The following is a 24,864-nucleotide window of genomic DNA, read 5'->3' as shown; positions in this document are numbered from 1 at the left end:
CCTATTCCCCTCTGAGCCAAAACACAAGTGTGTAAGCCACGATATTGAAAAACAGATAAATCACAATGGACTGCCATCCACGTGGAATAAAATAGGCCACGAAAAAGAGTGGTAACCAAATCCACGGAATCGACCACATACCTAACTGTGGAGCAAGACTACGATACTCAGATTGCAGTCCCCACATTGTGATTAATGCAGCTAAAGCGAAAGCTAGGCTGAGTCCAAGGACTGCTCCTGCAAAGCTTTTCGTCCACCAGTCAGGTTGTATCTTTTGATCGCGTAGTAACCTCATGCGTCAAAGCCCCATGTAATAAAGGAATAAATGGTAGTGCTGACCACAACACCAATGGCATCAGCAACCACATCAACACCGCTACCAGTTTTGGTAATACCGCCAGTAAAAGAACCAATGCCAAAATAAAAGTAAACCACCCGACCCAACGATACTTTTTCGCCACAGCCTGTTTAAGAACCGTTTGATTAGGATGGGTCAAATACAGCAGTACACAACCACCGCAGCACAGGAGTAAACCGAGAAACTTCATCATTGCGTTCAACTTAAATGAGACAGCATTCAGACATAAAAAAAGCCCACTGCATCGCAATGGGCTGTTCATAAAAATTAGAAATCGAAAGTGACGCCGAGTTTATAGGTACGTGCACCACCAACCGTTGCATAGTAAGAGTTGAACACACCTTCCCAATATTTTTTATTAGTCACGTTATCTACATTGGCTAAGAAAGTCGTGTTTACACCACCCAGTTTTGTTTTATAGCGCGCACCAACATCGAGAATAGTATAGTCAGGAAGTTTATAGGTATTCAAACTATCTAAATATTGTTCACTAACATAGTTAGCCCGAGCATTAACATTTAAACCATCTACCACAGGTACGGCATAATCCAAGCCTAATGAGGCAGTAAAGTCTGGCACACCATAAATCGTATTGCCTGAAATATCAGTGGTGCTTGTAGAACCTTTTGTATACTCAGCATCAATATAAGCCATGCTTCCCAGTAGACTTAAGTCCTCAGTCAAATTCCCTGAGAAGGACCATTCAATACCACGTGATCGACTTTCCCCACCATCTTCAGTGATCTGTGTATTACCATTAACCGCTGTCGCCAAAGCTGTTGTGATCAGAGTCGGTTTTTCAATTTGATAAAGTGCCAAGCTATTTAACCAAGAACCAGCTTGATACTTCGTCCCCACTTCATATTGCTTCGTTTCGTAAGGCTTAAACAGTTTTCCTTCATTCACATCCGCGGTAGAAGTTACTGAGTCTGCTTTTGATAAACCTTCAACATAACTTGCATAGAAAGATAAATTTTCTCCAAACGGTTTGATTACGATGCCTAAACTTGGTGAAAGCTTATTTTCATCGTATTTCACATCTGTAGTGAGACTTTCTAACTGCATATCTTGATAACGAGCACCCAAAATCAACTGAAATTTGTCATCCAACATTGAAATTTGATCCGTCAAGGTATAACTCATGAATTTATCATCTTCATAAGGTACAACTGTTGGATAGGTCGTTGGCATTGTCCCGTTCGAGTTAGGATTATAAAGATTCGTTGTAAATGATGAACTGGTCGCACGAGAGTGTTGATCGTATTCGCGATGCACATAATCTGCACGTAACCCAAGGGTATGTTTAATGGCACCTGTATTGAATTTAGTTTCAATACCCGTATTACCACTTAGGTTATTTTCTTTAGATGCGACTCGATAGTACTGCGAAGTTGCATCACCTGCACTGTTCTGCAAGATCATACGCGTACCAAAAATATGCCCCGAATAACCTTTTTCAACATAACCCACACCTGCAAAAACCTTAGTATCAGGAGTGAATTTATATTCACCATTTAAGCCCGCATAACGGCTATAGGTTTCCCCATGAATTTGATCAAAGTAATTATTATCACCCTTTGGTGTAGCAACTACGCCTGTTTTTTGCATAGAGACCATTGCAGGTGAACCATTATCACGGTTTTCACGAATGGCATAAGCATCAAAGTTTAGTTTTAATTTATCGGTCGTATAGTCCGCTGCAATCGAACCAAGCGCTAAACGGTCATCCATACCTTCAATAAGATGCTCACCGTCTCCATATGTGCCGTTTACACGAACTCCAAATTGTTTTTGGTCACCAAAACGACGAGAAACATCTACATTGGTTTTATAATAACTCTCATCTTCTAATGACGTCGAAATACGTGTTAGATCTTGGTCGGCACGTTTAGAATTCGCAATCACTACTCCGCCAACGCTTCCTGCTGGTGCCATACCTGCAACCAAAGCATTCGGCCCTTTCAATACTGTCACCGATTCTAGTAGATCTGTTGGTATACGTCCCATAGGAGCTACAGCGTATAACCCGTTATAAGCCATATCATCATAGCCGACACTAAAACCACGAATTTGGAAGTTTTCGTTTAAATGACCTTGATTGGTCGTCGCACGAATACTGGCATCATTTTCTAAAACTTCCCCCACTGTAGATGCTTGTTGATCACGAATCAGTTGCTCTGTATAAGTAGAAACCGTAAATGGCGTATCAATCGCTGACTTATTCCCTAAAGCACCCAAGTCAGCCGCGTTCGCCAATTTACCATCGGCATAGCCTTGTTGTGATTGCGCTTCTGATTTTAAGGCAGGTAAAACTGAAACCTCCTCTGCAAAAGCAAGCTGTAAACAGCCTCCACCCATCATAAAAAGCCCAACAGAGCTTGCAAGAATTTTCTTAGAGAAGGATTTCATTTTAAACAACACTTATTTTTAATGAGAATCATTATTATATGTAAAATAATTATCATTATTTATTGTATTTTATCATTTGACTTATCTATCTGATCTAAAATACAAATTTAAGCTTACTGCGAAAAAATACGTTTTACTCGCTCATTTTCAATACAGTGTGGTGCAATATTATAAAATGACGCATAAGTCAGACACCTGTTCACCCCATAGGCAAAGACTTTCATGGCATTCACGTTTACACTAAGCCAATACTTAAAACAACAATGGGTAATCTATGACAAACTTAGCAACACAAGCACCGGTACTGGTTACAGGTGCATCGGGTTATATTGCCAGTTGGGTGATTCAAAAATTATTAACCCAAGGGTATACTGTTCATGCCACTGTACGTGACTTGAACAAAACCAAAAGCTTCGCGCATTTATCTAAAATTGCAGACAGCAGTGCTGGAACACTGAAACTATTTAAAGCCAATTTGCTCGAGCCCAATTCCTTTAAAGAAGCGATGCAAGGTTGTGAAATTGTCTTTCATATGGCCTCTCCTTTCGTCGTTACCAACTATAAAGATGCGGTGAAAGACATCATTGAACCTGCTGTTTTGGGTACAGAAAATGTCTTAAACACCGTGAATGAAACCGAATCCGTTAAACGCGTCATTGTCACTTCGAGTATTGCATCCACCTATGGCGATGCCATTGATATTTTAAAAACAGACCACAATACTTTTGATGAAAGTCACTGGAACACCAGCAGTTCTGAGACGCATCAGCCTTATCCATATTCTAAAGTGATGGCTGAGCGTAAAGCATGGGAAATGGCTGAGGTACAAGATCGTTGGCAGTTGGTATGCATTAACCCTGCGTTGGTCTTTGGTCGTTCATTGACCCCAAATACACAGTCAGGCTCAATTGAGGTCTTACAACAGTTTACCAATGGTTTGACTTTAGCTGGTGTCCCACCTATGTGGAATGGTGTGGTCGATGTTCAAGATGTTGCTGAAGCGCACTTACAAGCAGCATTCAATCCAGAAGCAACGGGTCGTTACATTGTAAGTGGTGGAACTTTAAGTTTGCTTGAAATCGGTCAATTGCTTAAAGCACATTTTGGTTGGAAGTTTCCATTTCCTCGAAATGAACTTCCTAAAGCAGCTTTTAAGGTGATTGGTCCATTCATAGGTTTTAGCCGCGAGTTTGTTGAGTTGAATATGGGTTATCCGATTTATTTTGATGCGAACAAGAGCCAAAAAGAATTGGGTTTAGAGTATCGAGATGTCAAAGAAAGCTTGGTTGAGCACTTTCAACAATTGCTCGATGACGGTGTCATTAAGCAATATATTCCTTGAAATAAACAACCTAATTTTGACTTAAATATTTCTCCAACTTATTGAGGAAATGATCTTGGCGGAGTCTTATCAAGCTCTCCCCCCATTTCATCATTAGCCTGCAGCTAGCCCTACTTTTGTTTCGGCAAAAGTAGGCAAAACCATTGTCATCTGCAAAACCTGACCACTTTTTGATGTATCAGAAATATGTCGCAGAAACACTATCTTACTTACACCACGCAGGTTGCAGATGACGTGCCCAAGTATCATATTTCTGATTATAAATAAGTTAAAAATCTAAGCCTCTAACTGACCATAATCTTTCATCAGTTGAATAAACTCAGCTTCATTGATCACAGCAATCCCAAGTTTCTCCGCTTTATCCAGCTTTGAACCTGCTTTTTCACCTGCAACAACACACTTGGTTTTACTCGACACACTACCACTGACACGTGCGCCCAGTGCTTGTAGGAGCTGTGTTGCTTCATCACGCCCCATCGTACTGAGTGTACCCGTCACGACCCAACTTTCTCCATTTAGAGGCTGGCGACTTGGTGCCACAGGTGCATCCCAGTGAATACCTGCCGCCAATAATCGGTCTAAAACTTCAAGATTATGCGGCGCTTGGAAAAAGTCGACAATCCACTCCGCCGTGATATCCCCCACATCTGGAGTTTTCTTTAAAGCTTCAATGTCTGCGACACGTAGCGCATCTAAAGTTTGGAAAGTATTGGCCAACATACGTGCTGTGGTTTCACCCACTCCACGAATCCCTAGTGCATAAATAAATGCAGCCAAAGTGGTTTTCTTACTATTTTCAATCGAATCAATCAAGTTCTGAACGGACTTCTCACCCATTTTTTCAATGGTTAATAGCTTTTCTCGGTGCTCGTGTAGGTGATAAATATCAGCCACATCTTTAAGCAGATCAAGATGTAACAATGATTCGACCCAACGATCGCCCAACCCTTCGATATCAAGAGCTTTACGTGACACGAAGTGGCGAATCGCCTCAATACGCTGTGCGGCACAATACAAACCACCTGAGCAACGTGCTAAGGCTTCACCTTCAGGCATCACCACTGGCGATTCACACACGGGACATTGGCTCGGGAGTTCAACTTCAGTCGCATCAACAGGACGGAACTCAGGCCACACTTTTTCCACTTTGGGAATCACATCACCACTACGGTAAACACTGACAGTATCGCCAATTCGCACATCTAGGCGGTGGATTTCTCCAATATTATGCAAGGTCACATTTGAAACAGTCACGCCGCCCACAGCAACAGGATTCAAACGCGCCACAGGTGTGAGTGTACCTGTACGCCCCACTTGCCAGTCAATATTTTCAACCGTGGTGAGCGCAGCCACCGCAGGGAATTTATAAGCCGTTGCCCAACGCGGTTCTCGACTTAAAAACCCGAGCTGTTGCTGCTGTTTGAGACTGTTGACCTTAATCACCATGCCATCAATTTCCACACTTAATTGTGGTCGTTCCGCATTGATTTGCTCATAAACCGCTTGAACTTCTTGAATACTATCGCAGACAAAATGACGCTCACCAACTGCAAAACCAAACTGTTGTAACCACTCTAGACTTTCCGACATGGTACTTTGACCATGGTTCGGTTCACACTGCGCAATACCATAAGCATAAAATGCGAGTGGACGCGAAGCCGCAATATTTGGGTCTAACTGACGTAGACTGCCAGCTGCGGCATTACGTGGGTTGGCAAAAGTCTTCTCACCTTTAGCTTCGTTTTCGGCATTGAGCTTTTCAAAGCCTGCTTTTGGCATCAAAACTTCGCCACGAACTTCCAGTAGCGTAGGTACTTCTCCCTGATCTGTACTCAATACCTTCGGCAAGTTCCGAATGGTTTTGACATTTTGAGTAATGTCTTCCCCTGTTTCACCATCACCACGTGTCACCCCACGCACCAGCACACCCTGTTCATACCACAGTGAAATAGCAAGGCCATCAAACTTCAGTTCGACATCATATTGAATCGTTTGATTCGGCAACCGTTCTTCTGCACGGCGTGCAAAGGCAAAGAGTTCTTCTTGATTAAACACATTGCCTAAAGACAGCATCGGTACCACATGGGTCACGCTCGTAAACTTCGCCAAAGGTTTACCACCGACTTTATTGATCGGGCTATCTGGCTGAATATACTCAGGGTATTGTTCTTCTAAAGCTTTCAGTTGATGAAAGAGCTGATCATATTCACTGTCTAAAATGGTCGGCTGATCCATCACATAATAAGCATGATTATGCTGTGCCAAAATTTGGATCAGTTGACGCATTTGCGCAACGACAGTCGAAGTTTGAGTCATAATTTCACCATAAAAAAGGGCGGTCTTTGTTCCGCCCTAAAAATTGTATTTCTACTGTCTATTATAGAAATCGTTACCGCTGCTTTCAATCAGATTAAGCGTCGATTGCTTGTCCAGCACGGTAATCAATCGCCAAGTGGCGCCAATGCTCACGCAGTTGTGGCGTGAACTCTTGGTTGTTTTGGTCATAAACTGTTCCATCGATTTCACGAGCAATTAAACGTGAAATACTGTCCATGGTGTCAAAGGCATTTTGGACATCGCGGTGTGGTAAAGCCAAGAAAAATGCCAAGCCTTTAATTGGATCGGTCGACAGATTTTCCAAGTCAAAACCATCCATGCCTGTATCAGTAATTTGCAACACAGAGAACAGTAACTTGGTTCCATCTTCGTTATAGCGATGGAAACAAGACATTTCGCCAAAACGTAAACCATACTTCATTAAAACTTTTAAAGTTTTCTCACCAGATAATGCACGACGTTCAGGATAAACATTCAGGGCAATAAACGACTCTGCTGTGGCTAAGGCACTTTCATCATCGACAATTTTTTGCTCATACAAATGTGCATCTAAAATGCTGCTTTCATCGTCAAACTCTGAAATTTCGGCTTTTTCGACATTGGCATTTAAACTAAATTCAGCTTTATCCGCTTTTGCTTGGTCATCAACAAGCGAGGAGCTTGCGCTTTCAGTCGTTAATTCCGCTGCATCTGCTACAGCATTTTCAGGAGCGACTGAGTCTACTGTTTTATTTTCTACCTCAGCTGACGCATCCAAACTTGGTTCAGTACTGCTGCTTTCGAGCACACTGTCTGCATCCAAAGCTTTCGGTTCGGCTTTTTCAGACAGTGTCTCTTCTACAGAGCTTTCGTTTAAAGTCGGCTCTTTACGTTCAGCCTCTTCAACTGATGCCGTCTGCAATTGGTCACGTACGTGACGCGGAATAATCGGTTTTTGACTGTCCGCATCGATATGCAATGCGGACTCAAGTGAAGGCGCTGCATCTGCCGGCTTTCGAAAAATCATTCGAACCCCAAACAGCATAATGATCACTGCTATGACGATACCAATAATTGTTGTGTATTCCATCTTATTAGGCCTCCGCGACTAAACCGTATTCTTTTGCCTGTTCTAAATTTACAGTCACTAATTTTGATGTTCCCGGTTCAGGCATCGTAACACCTAACAAGTCGGTCGCCATCGTCATTGCGAGTTTATTATGGGTAATGTAAATGAATTGCACCTGTTCAGAAAGCTCTTTTACAAGATTACAAAATCTTCCCACGTTCGCATCATCCAAAGGCGCATCAACTTCATCCAAAACACAAAATGGCGATGGGTTGAGACGGAAAATTGCAAACACCAAGGCCAATGCTGTCAGGGCTTTTTCTCCCCCTGAAAGTAGCGCCAATGAACTATTGCGTTTACCTGGCGGACGGGCCATGAGTTTAACCCCAGACTGCCAGTCATCTTCCAAAGTCAGACTTGCTTCACCGCCATTGAAAACTTTAGGGAACAGATCTTGTAGTTCGGTATTGACACGATTAAAAGTGCTCATGAACAGTTTACGGGTTTCTTGATCAATACTTTTCATTGCAGCACGCAACTGCTCAACGGTATTTTCCAAATCTTGAATTTGATGACTCAACTCTTCAAAGCGTTTTGATACTTCTTCATATTCTTCTGAAGCCGCCAAATTGACTGCGCCTAATTTCTCAAACTGCTGCTGGGCTTTTTCCAAAATCTGTTGATGACTGCTGATCTCAATACTCAAACCCACAATAGGTTCAACATTCATTTCTTTCAGCTGTTCAGAATAATGTTGTAAGTCTGACTTTGCGGCTTGCCACGCCAAACGGTTCTCTTCTAACTGGGTTCTTAGCTTTTCATCTTGTTGTTGCTGTTGATGACGGTGTTCGGTCAAACTTTGCTGACGTTCTTGCACCGCATTCAGCTCAACTTGCCATTCAGACCATGTTTTTTGCAGTTTTTCAGTGATCTGTGCTTGTTCGCTGAACTGGCTTTCTAAGGCTGGTAGCTCCAGTTGTACAGGGTTAATAAACTTTTTGGCCTGCTCCATCTGTGACAATATTTGCTGATACTGCGCTTTTAAGAAAGTACTGTCTTTCTCTAACAGTTCAATCTGCTGTGTGGTTTGCACCGCCTGACGACGCACCATTTCAAGTGCTTGCCAAACCTGCTGCGCCTGCTGCTGGCTATCATCCAGTTGCTCAGTCAAAGACTCCACTTGGAACTGCATGCTTTTGTAGTTTGGCAAGTTTTGCTCTAGCTTAATATTCAATGCATGCAAATCAATCTCTAGATCATCTTTTTGCATAGCATCTTCTTCAAGCTGACTGTCTAGCTGCGCCAGTTGATTGGCCAATTGTTGCTTTTGCACTTCAAAAGCTTGGTTAGTACTTTGCACTTTGGCAATATTCAAATCAATCTGCTGCGTCGCTTGAGCTTCTTTTTTCAACAGTTGTTGATCCGCTTTTAACTGCTCATCCACCGCTTGTACTTGAGTACGAAGCTCGGTAGTTTTCGTTTCAAGCTGAATCAGAAGTCCCGTTTTTTCAGTAAGGGTCTGTTCAATTTCATCTAAACGAATTCGATGACTTAGCGCACCCTGTCCAGCTTGGCTCGCTTCGTCATAATCCAAACCAATCACCCAGTCCATGCCGACATGATAACCGTCTAAACTCAGAAGAGACTGACCATCTTTCAATTGCTTTTGCAGAGCCAAGGCTTGTTTTAAGTTGGTGGTCACCCCCACCTGCTGCCACAAAGAGGATTGTGGCGATTCAACCCAACTGGCTAGGCTATCGCAACCTGCAATTTCGATCAGTTCAACATGCGGCTGAGGCGTTAACTGACGTGCAACGGCATCGGTGAATGCATCGCTGTTGTCCAAACAGTGCGCTGAAAGCCATTTGGCTAAGAATTTTTCGACCAGCGCGGCATGGGTTTTAGCCGCATCTTTAAGCTTCAGCACATGCATCAACTGTGGATGATCACTATTTTTTAAGGCACTGACTTTGACCAACAGCTGCTTGAGATGCTTCTGCTCGGCACTTAAGACCTGTATATCTGCTTTGTGCTGATTCAACTCAGTTTGAGCAGCTTGATGTTGGATACGCAAATCATCCAGCTGCAACTGCACCTCAATGATACTTTGCTCACGTTGTAACTGCTGTGCCTCAGCATCTTGCTTGGCATGTAACAGTTGATCAATCGCATCCAACTGGCTTTGGTTTTGAATTTGCGCCGCTTGCTGCTCTAAAATTTGCTTTTGCTGTTCAAAGCGTAAAATGTTTTTGGCCAACTGTTCACTTTGCGCCAACATTTGCGTTTTTTGTTGCTGCTGTTTTTCAACCAAACTTTTGACTTGTTCAAACTGTTGAAGCAACTGTTGCTGCTGTGCTTTTAAATCCGTTAAACCTTGGCTTTGCTGTTGGTTTTGACTTTCTTGCTGTTGTAACTGTTCGGTATGAAGCTCATTTTGTTCGTGCAAACTTTCCAGTTGCAGCTCGATCAGTTGCATACGTTCTTTGGTTTGCGCCTTCTGCTGTTCAAGCTGTACCAAAGTGGTGGTGTTTTGCTGGAACAGTGTCTGCTTTTGTTCCAAAGTCATTTTCAGCTCAGCCAGCTTTTTCTCTGCCTGTTGCCACTCACTCTGTAGCGGCGTGGACTGCTGAATCAGGCGTTGAAATAGCTCACTGGTCGAAGTCAAATCATGCTCTAAAGTGGTTAACTCTGAACGCACCAGCTTAAACTGCTCACCTAAATCATTCATGTGCAGCGTATATTCTTGCTGTAAACGGCTGCTTTGTTCGCATTGAAAAGATAAAACTTCGACTTTAATGGTGCGAATTTGGCTTTCCAGTGTTTTGTACTGAATCGCGGTTTCAGCCTGACGTTTTAAAGTTTTTAACTGTGATCTTAATTCAGAGGCAATATCTTCTAAACGCGATAAATTTTGCGTGGTGTGATCCAAATGTAATAAAGTTTCACGGCGACGTGCTTGATAACGCGAAACTCCTGCGGCTTCCTCAATAAAAACCCGCATTTCTTCAGGTTTTGCATCGACCAAACGGTTGATCATGCCCTGTTCAATAATCGAATAAGAACGTGGCCCTAAACCTGTGCCCAAGAAAATATCGGTAATGTCCCGACGACGGCACTTGGTACCATTTAAAAAGTATTCAGACTTGCCATCGCGGTTGACCTGACGTTTGACCGCCAGTTCTGTATAGGCATTATAGCTACCGCCTAACTTGCCATAAGTGTTGTCAAAACGCAGTTCTACACTGGCGACACTGACGGGTTTGCGCTTTGCCGTGCCTGTAAAAATGACATCCTGCATGCTACCGCCACGCAACTGACGCGCACTGGATTCGCCCATGACCCAGCGAATAGCATCGATCACATTGGATTTACCACAACCGTTCGGCCCAACCACTGCCGTTCGGTTATCTTTAAAGTGTAATGTGGTACTGTCGGCAAAAGATTTGAAGCCGGAAAGTTTTAAACTGCTTAAACGCATAATGTCCTGACTAACGTCGTGAGCGTCTCGCCCACGCAAGTTCAATTTGTTTCATTCGGGTCAGAGATTCCAACACCAAGTTACGTAAGTGTCGACAAAAATCTTCCATAAATAAAGTAGCTTGTTGTGATTTTCTGATTAAAACAGCATCAGTCACCAGTTTAAATAAATCATAAGATTCTTGTAACTCTCTACGCGAAGTATTTAAGGTTAAAAAATAGCTCCGACGTATCGAGGGTAACAGTTCTTGGTAAAACTTCATCAAATAGGCATTGCCCACCATTTCATGCTGCCGCGCCAATCCTTCAAAAATCAAATCATAAAATTTTTCGATACTGCCCTGTTTCAGTTGATTCCCCAATTCATCCAATAACAGCTGTAAACGTTCCGCTTCATAGCTGCGCCACGTCTCCGCTATGCGTTGCACAATTTGCCCCAACAGCAGACTACTGGTGTCAAACAAGGCGCGCACTTGCTGAGCCGACATTTCAGAAACGATGGCACCACGGCGGGGGTAGATTTCAATCAGATGTGTGCGTTCAAGCAGTAACAAGGCCTCACGCACCGAGCCGCGACTCACATCCAGTTCAGCGGCAATACGTAATTCTTGTATGCGCTCACCTTCGACCAACTCACCGCGAATGATTTGTTCACTGATGTGCTTGGCAATTTGTTCGGACAAACTCTCTGTATCATGTGCTTGCATACTGTTCCTAACTTGTTTTTATAAGATGCAATCCATGGTCTTTAGTGACCTATTTTTAGGTTTTACCCGATCTTAAACGCTAAACACTATGTCATTGTCTAACAATTTTACCGTCTATAATGCCAATCAACAGCAACGCACACAACATTGTCAAAGAAATTAAGAACTAAAACCTTGATAAATAAAATATAAACCGACCACCACCAACAACCCCGCAAAACACTTTTTCAACATCGCAGGCGATAAACGATGCGCCACTTTTGCCCCAAACTTGGCAGTGATAAAACTCATGACCGCAATCCCGAAAAATGCATAGACATGAATATAACCAATGGTATTCGGTACATTCACTTCAGCCCGATGCCCGAACCACATAAAACCTAAAGCTCCAGCCACTGCAATTGGTAAGCCACAAGCCGCAGACGTCGCCACCGCTTTTTGCATAACCACACCATGACGGTTTAAGTACGGCACCGTCAAACTTCCCCCACCAATGCCAAAGATCGCAGAAGCCACACCAATGCCTGCACCGACGAATAACTGTTTACCCGTAGAGGGTAACTGACGCGAAGGATCGACCTCAACATGTGCGCCACTAAACATTTTGTACGCCACCCATACCGCAAAAAAACCGATCAGCAGTTGTAAGCCATGTCCCGACATATAGTCTGCAATGCCCGCACCTAAAAAAGCACCCATGACTAAACCTGGAGCCAAATTGCGAAACACAGACCATAACACTGCCCCGCGTTTATGATGCGCACTCACTGAACTCATTGACGTGACAATAATCGTAGCTAGTGATGTGCCAACCGCCATATGCATAATGACACTCGGGTCATAGTTCAGATGAGTAAACACCACATATAAAATCGGGATGATAATGAGTCCACCACCGACCCCAAATAGCCCCGCAGCAAAACCAGCGATTGCGCCAATCAGTAAATATATGATTAACTCCATGATCATTTTTCACTTTTCTCAGATTCATATGGATTTAGAGACACGCCAATTACAACAGCTTCTCGCTGAAGCACAGCAACTTCCTGAAGTTTTATTGCTTAAGCCAGTTACCACATCCACCAATGATGATGTGCGTGAAATTGCGCAAAAAGGGATTCAGAGCGTTTTGGTCTGCAGTACACGACAAACTCAAGGTCGTGGACAGCGTCAACGACAATGGGTTTCTCCTGAAGGAAACATCTATTTAAGCACATTGCTACAGACCAAAACACCTATAGATGGGCGCTTGGCTTTAGAAATTGCGTTAAATATCTTGCAAATGCCGAGTTTTCAAGGCCTTGCTCTGCAAGTGAAATGGCCAAATGACCTTTACAGTGCTCAAGGTAAATGGGGCGGAATTTTAGTTGAACCACTGTCGAGCCACCAAGCGATTATTGGGGTAGGCATCAATATCAACCAAGTCGAAGATACTCAGCTTGATCAAGCCACCAGCTCACTTGAACAGCTGGGTTTAGCCCAAGCAGATCGCATTCGCTTAATGGCGGAACTATATCTAGCGATTCAACAGGCAGGCCTATGGTTCACCCATAACAGTGCAAATTTGGCGTCTCGTTTCAATCATTACGCAGCATTTATGCAGCAACAAGTTGAATTTGAACATATGAAAGGTCTGTCTCAAGGCCAATTCTTAGGCATTCAAGATGATGGTGCGGTACAAATTCAGACCGCTCATGGTGTTGAAAACTTTTATCAAGGCCGTTTACGCCCAATGATTCCTGTTTAAATGATTGAGCATCATCATGAAAAATTTATGGTTAGATATTGGTAATACTCGTCTGAAGTATTGGATTACGCAGGAAGATCAAATTTTGGAACAAGGGGCTGAGTTACATTTACAGTCCCCTGCCGATTTGCTTTTAGGTCTGATTCAGCATTTTAAAAACTTAAACATCCAACAGATTGGTGTTTCTTCGGTTCAGGACAAAAAAAATAATGACCGAATCCGTAGACTTTTAAAAAGTTTAAATGTGCCGATCACCTTTGCTCAAGTCCAAGCCAACTATGCTGGCTTACAGTGTGGTTATGAACATCCAGAACAACTCGGAATTGACCGTTGGTTGCAAGTGTTGGCCGTCGCACGTGATCCTGAGCAGAACTATTGTGTCATTAGTTGTGGCACGGCGCTAACCATCGACTTGGCGGATGGTTTACAGCATTTGGGCGGCTATATTTTACCCAACCTCTACTTACAAAGAGACTCGCTGATCCAAAACACCAAAGGCATTAAAATTCCAGATGCGGCTTTTGATGAACTAGGTCCCGGTCGTAATACCATCGACGCAGTGCATCATGGGATTTTACTCGGCTTGGTCAGTACCATTGAAAAAGTCTTGCAACAGTCTCCACGCCAACTGATTTTAACTGGCGGTGATGCACCTGTATTTGCGCGCTATTTGGCAGAGTATGCACCATGCATTGAAAATGATTTATTACTTAAAGGGCTGCAATATTATATTCAGCATCAACTCTGAGCCACCGCCTGCTGTTGTAAAAGGGGTTTTAAAGTATTCAGCAGTAGCTCAAATTCAGCATAGCCATTTTCACGCATAAAATGCCCTGCACGTTTCACCTCCAGTACTTCTGCACTCAAGAAGTGCCCAAAGGTAAGTGCCAAAGGAGGTGGAACATAAGGGTCATTATTGGAAAACATCACCACACGTGAAGCGATGTGAGAGTGGAGTATACCGCTGTCCAACTTCGCTTGCGCAATAAAGCCACTTAACTCAGGTAAGGTTGTTAAAGCCGCTTTAAAGCCCGCAATACAGAAGATCGCTTTGATTCGACGTTCACGCAATTTACTACTCAGATAATGTAAAGTCGCTAGACACCCCAAACTATGCGCAATGATGATGGTATTTTCATCCAAAGTGGTCATTTGCAGGGCTAAAGCCTGTTGCCATTCTTCGAAATGTGGTGCATCACTATGCGGGAGCACTAAACGTTTTACTTCAGCATGCAGATCCATCTGGCTGAGTTTTTGACTTAGCCACGGAAACCAATGGTCATTGGGCGATGCTTGATAGCCATGCACAATATAGATATGTTGTTTTGATCCATTCATTTTCAACTTCTTATTATAATGTTTGAAAAGAATAAATTTTACGCAACTTTCAAGCCATAAACAGTGCGTTTTTGTTATTGATTGAGGGTATTGAAAATACACATAATATTTTCCATGACTCACAAAACAACATAAAAAAAGGCGCTCAACGCGCCTTTTTCTGAAATGGTAAGAAGCAGATTACTTCTTATCGTTCCCACCAAATAATGGTCCCATTCCGCCGCCACCACCAAACTGTTTTTGCATACCGCTTAATGATTTCATCATTTTTGCCATACCCGATGGATTGGCAAATTTCTTCATCATTTTCGCCATTTGCGCATGTTGTTTAATCAATTTATTGACTTCAACGACATCCATACCACAGCCTGCTGCAATACGCTTTTTACGGCTTGGGTTCATCAGGTCTGGGTTACGACGCTCTTTGATGGTCATCGATTGGATAATCGCTTCCATCTTTTTCACTTGCTTTTCAGGGTTCGCTTGCGCCAACGCATCTTGAATCCCTGCATTGCTCATGCCAGGCAACTTATCCAAGAAGCCCATCATGCCGCCCATTTTATTCATTTGCTCAAACTGCATTAGCATATCTTCAAAGTTGAAGCTGCCGCCTTTTTGCAGTTTTTTCGCCATTTTTTCGGCTTTTTCTTTGTCGACTTTACGCTCAAGCTCTTCGACCAAAGAAAGTACGTCACCCATACCCAAGATACGCTGTGCAACACGTTCAGGATGGAATGGCTCTAAGGCATCGAGCTTTTCACCCATGCCTAAGAATTTGATTGGCTTACCTGTGATTGCACGTACTGAAAGCGCCGCACCACCGCGCGCATCACCATCAGTTTTGGTCAGAATCACACCTGTTAATGGCAGTGCATCATTGAAGGCTTTGGCTGTATTTGCCGCATCCTGACCGGTCATTGCATCGACCACGAACAAAGTTTCAGTTGGCTTAATCGCCGCGTGAAGTTCTTTGATCTCGTCCATCATTTCATCGTCTACGTGTAGACGACCTGCTGTATCGACAATCAAGACATCCGCAAACTGAATTTTGGCTTGTTCAATTGCACGCGTTGCAATGGTAATCGGTTTTTCATCAGCACTCGATTCAAAGAAAATCGCGCCTACTTCACCTGCAACGGTTTGTAGCTGTTTAATTGCTGCTGGACGGTAAACATCGGCAGATACCATCGCTACTTTTTTCTTTTGGCGTTCTTGTAAGAAGCGAGCAAGTTTTGCAGCCGTTGTTGTTTTACCTGCACCTTGTAAGCCTGCAAGTAGGACCACAACAGGAGGTTTTGCTGCAAGATCAAGGCTTTCATTTGCCTCGCCCATCATTTTTGTTAATTCGTCATGCACGATTTTAACAAATGCTTGGCCCGGCGATAATTGAGTCATGACTTCTTGACCCAACGCCTCTTCCTTAACTTTCGCGATAAATTCACGAGTTACAGGAAGTGCAACATCGGCTTCAAGAAGTGCCATACGTACTTCACGTAGGGTATCTTTAATATTGTCTTCGGTTAGCTGCCCAGAGCCAGTAACATTTCTTAAACTCTGCGTGAGTCGTTCCGTTAAGGTATCAAACATTGCAAAATCCGCTTAAAATTGCTAGTTGCAAAAAAATCTTTCTTAAAATAGAAAATTTATGCATAGAATGCTATAGGATACTGTAGTTCGCACCGAATTTATATAAATGAATATTCATCATCCTGAAAAAGGTTTGACATGATTAGCCTGCCCTTGGTTTACACCATCTTAGCATTAGTCGCTTATACCACCTCTTTTTGGTATTTGTTTCTCAAATTAATGGCTAAACGTGATCCAAACCATTGGTTTATTGGCATTATTTTAGGCTTAGGCTTATTGCTACATGCCACTGTTTTGTACCATGACATGCTCACACCGATGGGAGTGAATTATGACGTTTTTGTCTTAATGTCATTTACATCTGGGCTCATGCTATTACTTAGTCTGCTCTATAGCACTTATCGTCCAATTCTAGCTTTGAATCTGATTGGCATTCCTGTGGCTGCTACAGGACTTATTTTAGGTTTTGCCTTTAGCCAGTCTACCCAATTTATTGAACAACGCTCATTGGGCCTAGATATTCATATTATTTTGTCGCTGTCGGCCTATGCAGTGCTACTCATGGCGACCATACAAGCCGTGATTTTATGGTTCCAAGATCGAGAGTTAAAGAACAAACAGAAGAAACGCTTTTGGGTCAACTTACTGCCCTCTTTTCAAGCGATGGAATCTTTACTATTTGACTTGATTAAAACGGGTTTTCTTTTACTGACCGTGGCGTTGGTGTTTGGTTTCTTTACTATCGATAACTTTTTTGCCCAACATCTGGCACATAAAACCGCTTTTAGTATTATTTCTTGGTTTGTGTATGGGGCTTTGCTCATCGGACATTACCGTTTTGGTTGGCGCGGTCAAAAAGCGATTCGTTTTACCTTAATTGGATTCTTCTTGTTGGCTGTCGGTTTTATCGGATCTAAGTTTGTGTTGGAAATGATTTTAGGTCGATAAAGTCTTTTATGTTAACTTTAGGAAAATTAAACTTATAATGAAATTTTTCTTTGTAGCATTTGCATTCACTTTAATCACATGGGTTTGTAGCGATTTTTTTCATAAAAAACAATTAGATTCTGCAATAAACTCAACAAATAAAATTAAAAATTGTGGCTACTTGTTGGGCATTAAGTCAACAAAAGCTAGATTTAGTCAGGAGTATTTTGTAATACAGAATAATCAAAAGGAAATAGATAAATTTAATTTTGATCCTGAATTTGATGTGCATCAGAACATAAAATACTCTGGAGAAATAAAGCAAGGGGAAAAAATTTGTTATGAATATACTTACATTCATGCCTATATGGATACTATAAAAATTCTAACAAATATGAAAAAAGTTAATAATTTTCCATAAAGTTTACAGAATAGAGCTTATGTAAAATAACACTAAAAACTCCCCCAACTACCCTACAATATTTTAGTTCTCTATTGCTTCTCATCCCTACTAAAAACATATAGCAGCACTGTAAAACTCATCCACGCACTCACAAAAGCCTCACTTAACCAATCGTGCGGGTTGTATTCACATCTACAGGAAGCTTCGACTAGTGTATGAAATATTCCCTAACCAATAGCACTGATCGATAAACCTTAAATACAGAAGAAAGATAATAAAATGGATGATTTTTTATCCACCTGCTATACTGGCTAAATATCCCCCATTCTTCTATTTTAGAGTAACGCCAATGAAGTAAGTCTTATTTTCCGTCAAATCTAATTTATGTGTTTTCTGACGTGCAAAATAAACTTATTTACTGCTCTATATCTCTATAAAAATTTATTTTGTATGTCCTGTATAAAGGAGTCTTCAATGACCCAACAGGCCTGTACTGTAAAAAATCTCAGCGTTCAATTTGCTCATGAACCACTTTTTCAGCATTTAAACTTTGAATTGCCCGCTGCCCAATGTTCAGCTCTGATCGGACGCAATGGTCAAGGCAAATCAATATTAATGTCGCTACTCACTCAAGCGCACATGCCCAATTATGCGAGTGGCGAAGTGATTTGGCGTATGCCATTTTCCTACTTAAGTCAGCTCGAGCGTTTAAGCAACTGTACACTTGCCGAAGCCCTTAACATTGCTGACTTACATGCAAGTTTTCAACGTATTGAACAATCGACTGCGAGCTTTGAAGACTATGACCGCGTCGAACATGCATGGCATCAACCCACTGAATGGTTGAAATTGCTAGAAAGTGCAAACTTACCTACAAATCTATCTAGCCCAGTTTCTCAACTGAGTGAAGGTCAGAAAACCAAACTGGCACTGTGTCGCCTTTTTTTACAAACTGAGCATTATTTACTTCTTGATGAGCCCAGTAATCACTTAGACCATGCAAGTCGTGCATGGTTAAGTCAAAAAATCTTTCAGCATCCTGCGGGCTGTTTAGTCATTAGCCACGACCGCACATTGTTAAATCAAATCTCCAACACTTATGTTTTAAATGATTTTGGTTTACAACACTTCCGTTGCAACTATGCCGAGTATCAGTCACAAGCAGAGCAACAACAGCAGGCACTACAACACAATATCTCGCAAGAGAAACGCGAACTAAAACAATTACAAGTCCAACAGCATGAGCAGCGCATGAAAGCTCAGAAAAGGCAAAAGTCTGGGAAGAAATTACGAAGCTCTGGTTCTCAAGCCAAAATCCTACTCGACTTTAAAAAAGAACGTGCGAGTCAAACCTTATCGGGAGTCGCGCAGCAACAACTTCGCCAAAAGGAACAAGCGCAAGATGAGCTCAAAAACAAACAGCAGCAACTAGAACAGATTAAGTCACAAAAGTTTGATTTCCATTTTCAACCTAAACAAACAGGTGAAATTCTTCGTTTGAAAGAAGTGGGTTTAGCAGCACTTTCTATCTCGCCTATTTCTTTCGCCTTACACAACGGAGAAAAAATCCAACTGCGCGGCCAAAATGGTTCAGGTAAGTCGACCCTACTTCGTGCCATTCAAAATCATAGTCATGTTCAATCGGGAGACATTTTCAAGCGAGGAGCATCGTTATATTTAGATCAAAACTTTAGCCTACTGAATCCAGAACTGAATGCGGTACACAATTTACAATTATTGAATCCGTCTTTGTCCGATGAGGAGTGTCGGAATCAATTGGGGCAACTTCGAATTCGACGAGATAAGGCTCTGCTTCCCATCTCACTACTCAGTGGCGGTGAACAACTCAAAGTCGCTTTACTGTGTATCAGTCTCGCAGCACAGCCTGTGGACTTACTGTTACTGGACGAACCCGAAAATCATCTCGACATCAACTCAAGACAACTGTTGGCACAGGCTATACGCGATTTTACAGGGGCGGTTATTTTAGTTTCGCATGATGATGCCTTTATCGAGGAGACACAGATTGAAAACTATTTCGATTTAACCCAAACACCTTAGACTAGACAGCGTGATCGGATTTGCGTATAACACCGTTTCTCAAATTTAACTGGTGACACCGCTGTGAAACTCATTCTTGCACCAATGGAAGGCTTAACCGACCCAATCATGCGTGATGTGCTCACGTCTGTAGGTAGCTTCGACTGGTGTGTGACCGAGTTTATCCGTGTGACCAATTCGGTGTTACCCGATCATATTTACCACCAGTATTGCCCTGAATTACTCAATGGCGGAAAAACGGCTGCAGGAACACCCGTGCATGTGCAGTTTTTGGGCAATGACCCTGAAATGTTGGCTGCCAATGCCATCCGTGCAGTGAAACTCGGTGCGCCTGCCATTGATATGAACTTTGGCTGTCCAGCCAAAACCGTGAACCGTCACCGTGGTGGCTCGGTGCTTTTAGATGAGCCAGAAGTGGTGCATGAACTGGTCAAAGCAGTACGTGATGCGGTTCCTGCACATATTCCTGTTTCTGCAAAAATGCGCTTAGGCTATATGGACAGACATTATATGCTGGACAATGCTCATGCCATTGAAGATGCAGGTGCAGCATGGGTTACCGTGCATGCGCGTACCAAAGCCGATGGCTATACCCCACCCGCTTTTTGGGATCAGCTCCGCCCGATTCGTGAAGCATTGAAAATCAATGTGATTGCCAATGGAGAAATTTGGAACAATGCAGATGCGAAACAGTGTCGCTTAGAGTCTGGCTGTGAAGATTTGATGATTGGACGTGGTGCCGTGACCACACCCGATTTGACCCAATGTATTCGTCAAAATATCGACACACCTTTGCTGACATGGAATGAGCTACTGACCTTACAAATCCGTTTTTTAAACGGCGGCTATAAAAAAGAAATGAATATGGTCGGACGTTATAAGCAATGGCTTGGCATGATGTCTAAACACTATCCTGAAGCCAAAGCCCTCTGGGATGAAGTCAAACGTATCAAGCCGCTAGATGACATTATTCTTAAACTAAACGCAAGCGCGACTTAATCCGTTCGCGCAACGATCGCCACATAAGTGGGTAAGTTCCATGCACCACCTGCAAAGCCTTTGCACTGCTGCGATTGTGCCTGATAACTGAGGACAAAAGCCTTTCCATTCCAAGCCCACTCTGAACGAATACCACAGTCAGCAATACCCCGACCTTTTTGCTCTGAGAAAATCTGCGCCTCACTAAAACTTGAGCCTGATGTCGTGACTTGCTGCTGAATCTTTTGTAATGCTTTGTCCATAACCCAGTAGCCTAGACCTTCATTGTACGCCCCACGCCAGCATGGCACTTGAACCACCACTTGTTCCGCATTCAGCGGATAGACTGAAACCCGATCTTCCTCAAAAAAACGTGCCTCATAGAGATTTGGACAGTCTTGTTCATCTGTTGTTGCTTTTAACTTTTTAAAGAGTTGATGGGCATTTTTACTGTCCACGGCAAAATGGCTGGCAACCGCAGGTCGATATCCCGTAATACCAATGTTAGGGATGGCTTTGGGCTGTAGAACATTTTGCTCAGACTGATTGCCTTTTTGATATACCGCGTTCGGTGTATTTACACGCTTTTGTATATCATCCATTTTGAGCAAAACCGCATTTGCCCCAGCAGTTGAAATTTGCCATTGCTGTGCTTGGGTCGTGAGACGAATATCTTCCGCACCCACCAAAGCCTTTAGCAACTGCGCACTTTGAGCACTGGACAGTTTCGCAGTACTTTTCTTGGCATCGAAGGTCAGGCTCCCCAGAGATGTTCCTCCTACGTTTAAATTGGCTTCAGTATCCTGCGTAAACTCCTCAGCCACTTGAATTTGGCTGAGTACCGCACTGCCTGCACCTGCGGGACGAGAAATCAGTAATGAAACTGGATGACCAAACTGAGCATCACTTTGATAACCCACCGCGCGGCACATACCCGTATTATCACAGGCAAGCTCCCAGTCTTTATGCATAAAATAGTTACCCGTTTCAGCATGAGTCAACTGGCTCAAGACACTCATCAGCAACACACCAATAATGGGACTATTTCGTTTTATGATCTTATTATTCAACATATGCACTCACTCCACTTCAGAGGAATTTTAATTTTGCACTCAAAAACTTCGGCTTTGCACGATACCTAAATAATTTAAACAATCTTCAACACGTATCCGTTGTACCTTCGACAGCTGATCTAAATCAAACCAAGCATAGGCCGTATGTTCATCACTGAGCCTGATCTCAGCAGATGCAGCCAAATGGCATCTAAAAATAAAGGCATGCGAGGTCACTGCCGAATGAAAATACACCCCCGATAAATAATCGATCTGAACCTGACAACCGAGTTCTTCTTGGCACTCACGCTGCAAAGCCTGATGAATCGTTTCTCCCATATCCAAGGCTCCACCGGGCAGCCCCCAAGCCTGATCGGCATAATTGGCTTTCAGTAATAAAACCTGTCCTGCATCATTGGTCAGCACCGCATGAGAACTCAGTCGGTAAAAGTCTTGAAATGCCATAGATACCTTCTTCTTAAGTTGTTCATGTTGCTATTCAAACATAGCTCAGCAAAACGGAGGTGGCTCAATCTGTGCCAATCTAAAGCTTTAGTCGAACTCAGTCTGGAAAATAAATCGGCTTTGACATTTTAGTTTCAAAGTCCACAGGCACCGAAATATGCTGATGGGCAACCAACCACTCACCTGCCGTTTTTTGAAAACATAGCGTGGTTCTGCACCAAGGAATCTCTGGGGTTGCAACGCCACTGGCATGATCCAATTTAGAATAACAATGTAAAAAAGCTAAACCGTCACGACTAAAAATATTGATGTTACGCCTGAACACTTTGATTTCCCCCTGAAAAAATGGGGCATATCGTCTCCACAATTCTTGATAGGCTTGCACACCTTGCAGCTCAAACCCAATATCAAACAAGCTGACATCACTCTGACAAAGACGAATGATATTTTGTACATCCATTTTACAAATGGCATCATCCCATTGTTTGAGTTTGAAGATAATTTCATGCCCTGCATGCTCATCTCCAACTAATCGAAAATCCACATCGCACTCCCACACTACAAATCAAACTGCATAAAAAAACGCGTGCGCCATCCATAGCAAACACGCGGTTTTCTTCAATTCTTAAAACAAGCAAAATATGTAATCTGATCTTAAGTCGTCAAATCCTTAATCGTGGTACTTGAACCATTGTTTTTGACCGATTCAATGCCTTTATCTCGGGATTGCTCACTGGCATAAAACTGACTGGTACCAATAATCTGATGATTGGCAGCCTTTAAGTTAAAATAAGGTTTGCCATTCTTGGCTTCTAAGCGTTCATAACGCGTATCATCGGGGCTATTTTTTTGCACCGACTCAATTCCATTATGTGCTGATGCTTTTGCTTTATACAGTTCACTGGTCAAAATGACCTCGCCATTTCCCGCTTTTAAAACAAAGCGATATTGGCCATCATTTGCCTGACTTACTTCGTACCATCCTGACATAAGCTCACCTATTGTTATTTTAAAGTGATTGTAGATCCACCAAAACCGAATAAAAAATCATCCAATTTCATAAAATATAAATGACTTCTTTTATAAAAAAAAGTGCATTTACTACCAGCCCAAATTTTATTTTTTTAAGATAACAGCGCTATATGAATAACGCATGACAGCCACAAACCGTTTAAATGACACGCGATATCGGCCCAATAAACGGTTTGGCACTCTTCCTAATTTTATGCTTTTAATACCAATTTGCTATAACTGCTTTTTGGCATTTCAATAATTTCTACACAAATTTGTACCGTTAAATCCTGAGGAGCGGTAAAGTTTTGCTGCAAGGTTTTAAGTAATTGGCTCGAAATGGCACACTTGGTGGCTTCATCTCGTCCGCTTAATAAAGATACTTTGGCATGCAAATAAGCCTGCGCATCGCCTTCTACCCCAATCACAAAATCGGACTGTCGAATGGCACGACTTTTGATGTCATTGCCCGATTGTACAAACTGACCATCCAGCAAAGCTTGATTTAACGCCAATAACATCGGCTTAACTTCAAGGGTGTCGATATTGTCTGAATATTCAAGGTGGATATGTGGCATAACGTATACTTCAACAGGTTTTTATCTTTATAGCATGCTGTGCTAGTGTTTCAACGCTTAAATGTCTTTTCAATATGGCTAAAAAACAAAAACGGAGTCCAATTGACTCCGTTTTAATCTCAAGCTGCAAACTCAGCGCATTAGGCTTTTTTCACATACTCAGATTTCAGTTTCATCGCACCGACACCGTCAATCTTACAGTCAATATCATGACCATCTGCGGCATCTGGCAGTAAACGAATATTTTTCACTTTGGTTCCGACTTTCACCACCGATGACGAACCTTTAATTTTTAAATCTTTAATCACCGTTACCGTGTCGCCGTCAGCAAGTAAGTTGCCGTTGGCATCTTTGATTGCTACCACTTCTTCTGTTGCTTCTCCCTCTTTCCATTCGTTTGAACATTCAGGACAGATCAGCAAGTCACCATCTTCATAGGTATATTCGGACTGGCATTTTGGGCAGTTGGGTAAAGACATAAAAACCTCAAAAATAAAAAAATAAGCAATTCACATTGCTCAAAACGCCAATATAGCATTTTTTAGACGAAAACGATGCGAAACACATATTTCTTTTAAGGCTTTAACTTTGTCACAGGATGGATCAAATAAAGCCTAGGGAAATATAAATTTTCCCTGTAGTAGCATCAGCTCAACACTTACTTTTGTTCCAAACACTGCTTCAAAATCACCACGTGGTTATGCTGTTCTTCTTTGGCTCCGGTGAGTAACGTGATCTGCTCACGCACTGCCAGTTGGCGCAAATCATTTAACTCGGCGGGATGTGCTTCCAGTTCTTTCATATAACGGACTTTAAACTCATCCCAGTGTGCCACCATATCTTGGTGATACCATTTCCGTAGTTCATTGGATGGCGTGAGAATTTTTGGCCATTCATCTATTTTGGCCTCAAGTTTTGATACCCCTCGTGGCCACAACCGATCGACCAAAACCCGTTTACCATCCTCGGCCTCAATAGGCGCATAAATCCGCTTCATGCGTATTGGCATGCAAAACTCCTTTTATTCTTTTATGCAACT

The 24,864-nt window shown here is 42.5% G+C and carries 24 protein-coding genes; 7 read left to right on the top strand and 17 right to left on the bottom strand.

What is annotated here, in order from left to right:
• Position 1: 1 nt before the first annotated feature.
• The 3 genes from JZ787_RS03985 to JZ787_RS03975 all read right to left on the bottom strand — a co-directional run bounded on the left by JZ787_RS03985 (position 2) and on the right by JZ787_RS03975 (position 2,767).
• On the bottom strand, positions 2–295 hold the full coding sequence (locus JZ787_RS03985) for a hypothetical protein (RefSeq protein ID WP_004983007.1): 294 nt from the start codon (positions 293–295) through the stop codon (positions 2–4).
• Positions 261–551 (bottom strand): hypothetical protein, encoded by a 291-nt coding sequence (locus tag JZ787_RS03980; protein ID WP_346311723.1) that lies wholly within the window; start codon positions 549–551, stop codon positions 261–263. Before JZ787_RS03980 ends, JZ787_RS03985 begins: the two co-directional genes overlap by 35 nt.
• 74 nt (positions 552–625) lie before the next feature.
• Positions 626–2,767: a TonB-dependent receptor gene (locus JZ787_RS03975; protein WP_346311722.1), complete on the bottom strand. Its 2,142-nt coding sequence runs from the start codon at positions 2,765–2,767 to the stop codon at positions 626–628.
• 274 nt (positions 2,768–3,041) lie between these two features.
• On the opposite strand from JZ787_RS03975, the gene JZ787_RS03970 reads away from it, so the two are divergent.
• A complete protein-coding gene (locus tag JZ787_RS03970) occupies positions 3,042–4,109 on the top strand; it encodes an aldehyde reductase (protein WP_346311721.1) in 1,068 nt (355 codons plus the stop codon).
• Between the two features lie 276 nt (positions 4,110–4,385).
• Here the strand turns inward: JZ787_RS03970 and ligA are convergent, their stop codons facing one another.
• The 5 genes from ligA to JZ787_RS03945 all read right to left on the bottom strand — a co-directional run bounded on the left by ligA (position 4,386) and on the right by JZ787_RS03945 (position 12,641).
• Positions 4,386–6,425, bottom strand: a complete 2,040-nt coding sequence (gene ligA, locus JZ787_RS03965; RefSeq protein WP_346311720.1) for an NAD-dependent DNA ligase LigA — start codon at positions 6,423–6,425, stop codon at positions 4,386–4,388.
• Between the two features lie 94 nt (positions 6,426–6,519).
• The gene (locus tag JZ787_RS03960; protein ID WP_346311719.1) at positions 6,520–7,515 is read right to left on the bottom strand and encodes a cell division protein ZipA C-terminal FtsZ-binding domain-containing protein; all 996 of its coding nucleotides are present in this window, start codon (positions 7,513–7,515) and stop codon (positions 6,520–6,522) included.
• Between the two features lie 4 nt (positions 7,516–7,519).
• Positions 7,520–10,972: a chromosome segregation protein SMC gene (smc, locus tag JZ787_RS03955; protein ID WP_346311905.1), complete on the bottom strand. Its 3,453-nt coding sequence runs from the start codon at positions 10,970–10,972 to the stop codon at positions 7,520–7,522.
• Between the two features lie 10 nt (positions 10,973–10,982).
• Positions 10,983–11,678, bottom strand: coding sequence for a GntR family transcriptional regulator (locus JZ787_RS03950; protein WP_004983028.1), 696 nt, complete (start codon positions 11,676–11,678; stop codon positions 10,983–10,985).
• 159 nt (positions 11,679–11,837) lie between these two features.
• Positions 11,838–12,641 carry a sulfite exporter TauE/SafE family protein gene (locus JZ787_RS03945; RefSeq protein ID WP_094148232.1) on the bottom strand — a complete coding sequence of 268 codons (804 nt, stop codon included), beginning with the start codon at positions 12,639–12,641 and terminating at the stop codon, positions 11,838–11,840.
• A 28-nt stretch (positions 12,642–12,669) separates the two neighbouring features.
• Between JZ787_RS03945 and JZ787_RS03940 the strand changes: the two genes are divergently transcribed.
• Together JZ787_RS03940 and JZ787_RS03935 are read left to right on the top strand one after the other, a co-directional pair.
• Positions 12,670–13,425 carry a biotin--[acetyl-CoA-carboxylase] ligase gene (locus JZ787_RS03940; RefSeq protein ID WP_346311904.1) on the top strand — a complete coding sequence of 252 codons (756 nt, stop codon included), beginning with the start codon at positions 12,670–12,672 and terminating at the stop codon, positions 13,423–13,425.
• Positions 13,426–13,441: 16 nt separating this feature from the next.
• Positions 13,442–14,173 carry a type III pantothenate kinase gene (locus JZ787_RS03935; protein ID WP_218289063.1) on the top strand — a complete coding sequence of 244 codons (732 nt, stop codon included), beginning with the start codon at positions 13,442–13,444 and terminating at the stop codon, positions 14,171–14,173.
• Here JZ787_RS03935 and JZ787_RS03930 read toward each other — a convergent pair.
• Both JZ787_RS03930 and ffh read right to left on the bottom strand, forming a co-directional pair.
• Positions 14,164–14,763: an alpha/beta hydrolase gene (locus JZ787_RS03930; protein WP_168158239.1), complete on the bottom strand. Its 600-nt coding sequence runs from the start codon at positions 14,761–14,763 to the stop codon at positions 14,164–14,166. The genes JZ787_RS03935 and JZ787_RS03930 overlap by 10 nt on opposite strands.
• A gap of 180 nt (positions 14,764–14,943) precedes the next feature.
• The gene (gene ffh, locus JZ787_RS03925) at positions 14,944–16,350 is read right to left on the bottom strand and encodes a signal recognition particle protein (RefSeq protein ID WP_010327404.1); all 1,407 of its coding nucleotides are present in this window, start codon (positions 16,348–16,350) and stop codon (positions 14,944–14,946) included.
• Between the two features lie 138 nt (positions 16,351–16,488).
• On the opposite strand from ffh, the gene ccsA reads away from it, so the two are divergent.
• The 4 genes from ccsA (at position 16,489) to JZ787_RS03905 (ending at position 20,740) form a co-directional block, all read left to right on the top strand.
• Positions 16,489–17,298, top strand: a complete 810-nt coding sequence (gene ccsA, locus JZ787_RS03920; RefSeq protein WP_010327405.1) for a cytochrome c biogenesis protein CcsA — start codon at positions 16,489–16,491, stop codon at positions 17,296–17,298.
• A 37-nt stretch (positions 17,299–17,335) separates the two neighbouring features.
• A complete protein-coding gene (locus tag JZ787_RS03915) occupies positions 17,336–17,698 on the top strand; it encodes a hypothetical protein (protein ID WP_346311718.1) in 363 nt (120 codons plus the stop codon).
• Positions 17,699–18,154: 456 nt separating this feature from the next.
• The gene (locus JZ787_RS03910; protein ID WP_346311717.1) at positions 18,155–19,741 is read left to right on the top strand and encodes an ATP-binding cassette domain-containing protein; all 1,587 of its coding nucleotides are present in this window, start codon (positions 18,155–18,157) and stop codon (positions 19,739–19,741) included.
• A 63-nt stretch (positions 19,742–19,804) separates the two neighbouring features.
• Positions 19,805–20,740, top strand: coding sequence for a tRNA-dihydrouridine synthase (locus JZ787_RS03905; RefSeq protein WP_201952309.1), 936 nt, complete (start codon positions 19,805–19,807; stop codon positions 20,738–20,740).
• Here the strand turns inward: JZ787_RS03905 and JZ787_RS03900 are convergent.
• From JZ787_RS03900 to JZ787_RS03870, 7 genes are all read right to left on the bottom strand, one after another.
• Positions 20,737–21,792 carry a DUF1176 domain-containing protein gene (locus JZ787_RS03900; RefSeq protein WP_346311716.1) on the bottom strand — a complete coding sequence of 352 codons (1,056 nt, stop codon included), beginning with the start codon at positions 21,790–21,792 and terminating at the stop codon, positions 20,737–20,739. The genes JZ787_RS03905 and JZ787_RS03900 overlap by 4 nt on opposite strands.
• A 39-nt stretch (positions 21,793–21,831) precedes the next feature.
• On the bottom strand, positions 21,832–22,236 hold the full coding sequence (locus JZ787_RS03895) for an NUDIX domain-containing protein (RefSeq protein ID WP_346311715.1): 405 nt from the start codon (positions 22,234–22,236) through the stop codon (positions 21,832–21,834).
• Between the two features lie 97 nt (positions 22,237–22,333).
• The gene (locus JZ787_RS03890; protein WP_039889976.1) at positions 22,334–22,780 is read right to left on the bottom strand and encodes a nuclear transport factor 2 family protein; all 447 of its coding nucleotides are present in this window, start codon (positions 22,778–22,780) and stop codon (positions 22,334–22,336) included.
• Between the two features lie 110 nt (positions 22,781–22,890).
• Entirely contained in the window at positions 22,891–23,226 is a 336-nt protein-coding gene (locus tag JZ787_RS03885; protein WP_004695228.1) for a YegP family protein, read from the bottom strand.
• A 233-nt stretch (positions 23,227–23,459) separates the two neighbouring features.
• Positions 23,460–23,825, bottom strand: a complete 366-nt coding sequence (locus tag JZ787_RS03880; protein WP_005400282.1) for a 5-carboxymethyl-2-hydroxymuconate Delta-isomerase — start codon at positions 23,823–23,825, stop codon at positions 23,460–23,462.
• A gap of 140 nt (positions 23,826–23,965) precedes the next feature.
• Positions 23,966–24,304, bottom strand: a complete 339-nt coding sequence (locus tag JZ787_RS03875; RefSeq protein WP_004695225.1) for a zinc ribbon domain-containing protein YjdM — start codon at positions 24,302–24,304, stop codon at positions 23,966–23,968.
• Between the two features lie 179 nt (positions 24,305–24,483).
• Positions 24,484–24,834 (bottom strand): DUF488 family protein, encoded by a 351-nt coding sequence (locus JZ787_RS03870; protein ID WP_346311714.1) that lies wholly within the window; start codon positions 24,832–24,834, stop codon positions 24,484–24,486.
• Positions 24,835–24,864 lie beyond the last annotated feature (30 nt).

It is taken from the genome of Acinetobacter sp. BWR-L5 (assembly GCF_039655985.1).
GTDB lineage: Bacteria > Pseudomonadota > Gammaproteobacteria > Pseudomonadales > Moraxellaceae > Acinetobacter > Acinetobacter johnsonii.
The sequence above is the reverse complement of the archived record's forward strand: the minus strand, read 5'-3'. Positions and strand labels throughout refer to the sequence as shown.

Bases quoted from the DNA above. Each gene is read 5' to 3' on its own strand.
- JZ787_RS03900 (WP_346311716.1), bottom strand. From the start codon at position 21,792: ATGTTGAATAATAAGATCATAAAACGAAATAGTCCCATTATTGGTGTG.
- JZ787_RS03870 (WP_346311714.1), bottom strand. From the start codon at position 24,834: ATGCCAATACGCATGAAGCGGATTTATGCGCCTATTGAGGCCGAGGAT.
- ligA (WP_346311720.1), bottom strand. From the start codon at position 6,425: ATGACTCAAACTTCGACTGTCGTTGCGCAAATGCGTCAACTGATCCAA.
- JZ787_RS03980 (WP_346311723.1), bottom strand. From the start codon at position 551: ATGATGAAGTTTCTCGGTTTACTCCTGTGCTGCGGTGGTTGTGTACTG.
- JZ787_RS03885 (WP_004695228.1), bottom strand. From the start codon at position 23,226: ATGTCAGGATGGTACGAAGTAAGTCAGGCAAATGATGGCCAATATCGC.
- smc (WP_346311905.1), bottom strand. From the start codon at position 10,972: ATGCGTTTAAGCAGTTTAAAACTTTCCGGCTTCAAATCTTTTGCCGAC.
- JZ787_RS03950 (WP_004983028.1), bottom strand. From the start codon at position 11,678: ATGCAAGCACATGATACAGAGAGTTTGTCCGAACAAATTGCCAAGCAC.
- JZ787_RS03970 (WP_346311721.1), top strand. From the start codon at position 3,042: ATGACAAACTTAGCAACACAAGCACCGGTACTGGTTACAGGTGCATCG.
- JZ787_RS03915 (WP_346311718.1), top strand. From the start codon at position 17,336: ATGAAATTTTTCTTTGTAGCATTTGCATTCACTTTAATCACATGGGTT.
- JZ787_RS03875 (WP_004695225.1), bottom strand. From the start codon at position 24,304: ATGTCTTTACCCAACTGCCCAAAATGCCAGTCCGAATATACCTATGAA.
- JZ787_RS03975 (WP_346311722.1), bottom strand. From the start codon at position 2,767: ATGAAATCCTTCTCTAAGAAAATTCTTGCAAGCTCTGTTGGGCTTTTT.
- JZ787_RS03880 (WP_005400282.1), bottom strand. From the start codon at position 23,825: ATGCCACATATCCACCTTGAATATTCAGACAATATCGACACCCTTGAA.
- JZ787_RS03935 (WP_218289063.1), top strand. From the start codon at position 13,442: ATGAAAAATTTATGGTTAGATATTGGTAATACTCGTCTGAAGTATTGG.
- ffh (WP_010327404.1), bottom strand. From the start codon at position 16,350: ATGTTTGATACCTTAACGGAACGACTCACGCAGAGTTTAAGAAATGTT.
- JZ787_RS03960 (WP_346311719.1), bottom strand. From the start codon at position 7,515: ATGGAATACACAACAATTATTGGTATCGTCATAGCAGTGATCATTATG.
- JZ787_RS03910 (WP_346311717.1), top strand. From the start codon at position 18,155: ATGACCCAACAGGCCTGTACTGTAAAAAATCTCAGCGTTCAATTTGCT.
- JZ787_RS03930 (WP_168158239.1), bottom strand. From the start codon at position 14,763: ATGAATGGATCAAAACAACATATCTATATTGTGCATGGCTATCAAGCA.
- JZ787_RS03940 (WP_346311904.1), top strand. From the start codon at position 12,670: ATGGATTTAGAGACACGCCAATTACAACAGCTTCTCGCTGAAGCACAG.
- JZ787_RS03895 (WP_346311715.1), bottom strand. From the start codon at position 22,236: ATGGCATTTCAAGACTTTTACCGACTGAGTTCTCATGCGGTGCTGACC.
- JZ787_RS03985 (WP_004983007.1), bottom strand. From the start codon at position 295: ATGAGGTTACTACGCGATCAAAAGATACAACCTGACTGGTGGACGAAA.
- ccsA (WP_010327405.1), top strand. From the start codon at position 16,489: ATGATTAGCCTGCCCTTGGTTTACACCATCTTAGCATTAGTCGCTTAT.
- JZ787_RS03945 (WP_094148232.1), bottom strand. From the start codon at position 12,641: ATGGAGTTAATCATATATTTACTGATTGGCGCAATCGCTGGTTTTGCT.